The sequence below is a fragment of the Fusibacter sp. genome, assembly GCF_057447755.1.
In genome coordinates, this window is the sequence record NZ_JBVBZF010000350.1 from 1 (window position 1) to 3,611 (window position 3,611).

The window sequence follows — 3,611 nt, forward strand, 5'->3', positions numbered from 1 at the left end:
AATAAAAAGTTATCGTCCACAATATAGATTTCTTTTTCCTCTATGGATTTAAGCTCTTCAATGACATCTTCAATGGTGCGCTCATAGTACCTACCACCAGTGATTTCATGGCAAAAACAAAAGGCACACTTAAAGGTGCATCCAAAGCTTGTTTTGATGAGTGCACAGGGATTGTGAAACATATAATAGTATTTATGCCTATGAGCAGCGTTAATCTTTCGATCAGGCGGATTGTAATTAAAGGTGGTTTTAATGGGCTGCTTGTCGATTTCAACTTGAATTTTAGAAATCTCTTTTCCAGTATGTAAGCCCTTTAAGAGACAATTAAAGGCGTCAATACCATTACGCCAGAGCAAGACATCCATGGCTTGGTCCCTAAAATCGTCGGGAACGACCTCCACATGCACACCCCCAACTGCCGTTATGATAGCCTGATCAAACTGCTTTACTTCCTTAGAAAACCCCTTGATCAAGTTCACATGGGTGTTGTAGCCCGTGAAGATCACCACACCTGGTGCGTAGTCTTCAAGGTGCTTTAATAAATTGCTTGTATCAAGCAACATATCTATAATGATGAGATTGTATTCCCCTTTTAAGTCTGGCGAAAGGTTTGAAACCAAGTATTCAAGCTCAAGTGGCTCGCAAATCATGACGTGCTTGAGGCCGATGGTATCCTTATGGGGTTTAGGTCTAATCAAGAGTACATTGGTCATCTTTGGGCTCCATTTCAAAAAGATAAATGCTTGGCATATACCATTTTTCTTTGATTCGAGTGGTGGATAGGTGTTTGAAGTCATCTGAGGCAAGGTCTATGAACTCAGATACCGATGGATACTTTGCACTGCCAGTGGTTACCTTTACTACCGCAAGGCAGAGAGCGTCATAGAAAGAATTTTTACTGGCAAAAGCAATTAAAAGCTTACCCCTTCCCCTTAGCATTTTACCAAACTTACTAAGGACATATTTCTGATCCCTATAATAGGGAAAGGAATGTGTACAGAGGACCAAATCCATTTCAGCCTCTGGTTCAAAGTCATGTACGTCTTCACAAAACCACTTTGTCTTTAAGCCCTGACCAGATGCGATTTCTATCATGGCAGCAGAGTAATCTAGCCCATAGCTATGGGTCGTTGTGAACTGATCTTCAATTTGCCCTATAAGCTCGCCCACACCACAGCCGATGTCAATATAGGCGGTGATTTTTTTATCGGCAAAGGAATGTGTCATTAATTCCAAAACCTTTTGTCTTGTTGGTTTTAAAGAGACTTTTTGAACCCATAGTTTTTTATATCTAGGGGCCCAAAAATTCCAAACACTTTGACTGCTCATTTTCACCTCATTGTATTTTAAAGGTTTCCCTTAATAGTTTGTAAATCATACGCCTTGCATTCTTTGAATGAAAAAACTGAAAGAAAAATAGCGATGCAAAGGCGCGTTTAAATCCAGTTGGACTCATGTGCTTTGGTTTTAAAGTCAGATGCAAAAAATCATAATGCTCACATTTATGGTCTATAATTTGACCTTCATATTGCTTATAGACATCCGTCCCTCTCAGCGGCGTGAAAATGGAAAAGGTATAATTCTCAATATCATGCGTCTTAATATAGTGCTTGAGGGCTTTAAAATCTGGTGGCCGATCGCCAATATCCATCATAAAAAGGGCTGTATAGGAAAGGTCACACTGCTTTAAGGTTTTAATCGCCCCAGTGTTGATGTCTGGTGTGTACCCCTTCTTATAACCTTCTAGGAAGTTGGCTTTTATGGACTCAAAGCCCACAATCACTTCAATAACACCTGCTACTTTTAAGGATTTCATAATCTCTGGATGCCTTGCGATGAAGTCCGCCCTAAGATAGACAATCATTTTGAAGGCTGTATTTTTAAAGGCTTCTAAAAATGCCTTTGCCTCTGTTTCGTTATGAATGAAGACATCATCCACCACCCAAAAGTATTGTGCCTGAATTTGGGTCATTTCATTTTTAAGGTCCTCAAAGGTTCGGCTGACCAAGTGTCCTTGATTGAGCTGCTTACAGAAGCAAAATTCACATTGATAGGGACAGCCATGTGACCGCTTTACCAGTGCCACTTCTTGATAAAGTAAATACCGGGTTTGTGGTTTGATCTGGTCAAAATAAGTACGGGATGGGTGTATCGGTTCAAAGGCCCTTAAGGCGATACAGTTTCCATTTGAATTGAGAGCGCTTATCCCATTATCCTGTTTGTGTCTATCATGTTTGATTCTATCTTCTTTGTGTCTATCCTGTTTGTGTCTATCCTCTTTATCTTGAGCATCTCTAGCCCTACCACTAAGTACAATCACACCTGACGGAGACTCTTTTTTCCCAAAGACAATATGCTCAATCAAAGCCTTGAAATCGTCTAGTCGATTGGACCTTACCAAGTAGTCAAAGTCACCTTCCAAGTAAAGTTCAAAGTTCACTTGTACATCCACGCCTGATCCTATGACAATGGTTTCCTTTGATTGGGCCTTGATCCTTTTGGCCTCAAGCATCATCTGGTCTCGGGCTGTGTTATAGCCATTTAGTATGATAATGTCAAGCGGTTGGCATTTCAAATGAGAATGCTTTTGAAAAAGCTCATCCACAATATGGCTTTCCAAACCGAGGTCGTCTATCACGGCCTTTAAGTATTCAAGTTCTAAGGGTTCAACCTTAATTGGATTCACCCATGTGAAGGGCGTTTTTTTTCTTACCTTCTTCAGTATAATCTTCATATTCAATCCTTAAACACATTATAGGTTATGGGATGTGGCTTGTATGACAATAAAGGCAATAATTTAGAAATGATGTATTGAAGGACTTTACTGGAATGATGGACGTATAAATACTTGGGAACAGACACGCACCCAAGTTTAAGCTTTGTCTCCTCTGCGGTTTGCCCAAATTCGATGGTCTTTACACCCTCATTAATGCCTATTTTTATAATTTCAATCAACATGTTCATATACAAATCATAGGTTTTGACGTGTTCATGCTTAAAGCCACCAAACAAAAAGATGAGTTTTTCAGCCTCTCTTACAAGCTGTATAAAACCAACCACTTCTTCCGTCTTTGTCACTCTAAATTCATAGATATCAGATGGAAATTCTCTAAAAAAATCAAGACCCAGACATTCGAGTTTGTCCTTTGAGTTTTGATAGACTTCAAGGTATAGGTCATGATGATCATGGCTAAAATCACTTTGGTCTATTTTTATTACCCTCAGTGCATTGGCTTTTACTTGTGCTTTTTTGACACGATACCTATAGTGACTTCTAAGTGCTTTCAAATAGTGGTCAAAGGTCTCAAACTTGTTATGAAATTCGTGACTGGATAGGGTATAAGCATAGGGTAGGTCAAGTCCCCTGTCTCCATTAAGGACTAGGTTTAAACCCTTTAAGCCTTGGATTAATTGGGTTACACAAGTATGATCACCCAAATACCCCTTTGAAGAAACCGAAAAGGGCTTGCCTACAATTTTAAGGGGCAGCCTTAGCGTGATGCCTTTTATAAAATTAAAAACGTCCACAGTTTGGTGGTACCTGATGACAAATGCCCTACCACTCTCAAACTGGCCTTCAAAGTATTCTTGCTTGCATGGGTTTAGGCGCT

Annotated in this window: 4 protein-coding genes; all 4 read right to left on the reverse strand. The window is 39.8% G+C overall.

Annotation, left to right across the window (positions count from 1 at the left end; translation table 11 throughout):
- A partial coding sequence (locus AC220I_RS19935) for a cobalamin-dependent protein (RefSeq protein WP_486725618.1) occupies positions 1-713 on the reverse strand: 713 nt, incomplete at its 3' end.
- Positions 691-1,329: a class I SAM-dependent methyltransferase gene (locus tag AC220I_RS19940; RefSeq protein WP_486725619.1), complete on the reverse strand. Its 639-nt coding sequence runs from the start codon at positions 1,327-1,329 to the stop codon at positions 691-693. The genes AC220I_RS19940 and AC220I_RS19935, both read right to left, overlap by 23 nt.
- A gap of 7 nt (positions 1,330-1,336) precedes the next feature.
- Positions 1,337-2,734, reverse strand: a complete 1,398-nt coding sequence (locus AC220I_RS19945; RefSeq protein ID WP_486725620.1) for a B12-binding domain-containing radical SAM protein — start codon at positions 2,732-2,734, stop codon at positions 1,337-1,339.
- Positions 2,735-2,736: 2 nt separating this feature from the next.
- Positions 2,737-3,611, reverse strand: an 875-nt coding sequence (locus AC220I_RS19950) for a hypothetical protein (protein ID WP_486725621.1), incomplete at its 5' end; no start/stop codon positions are given.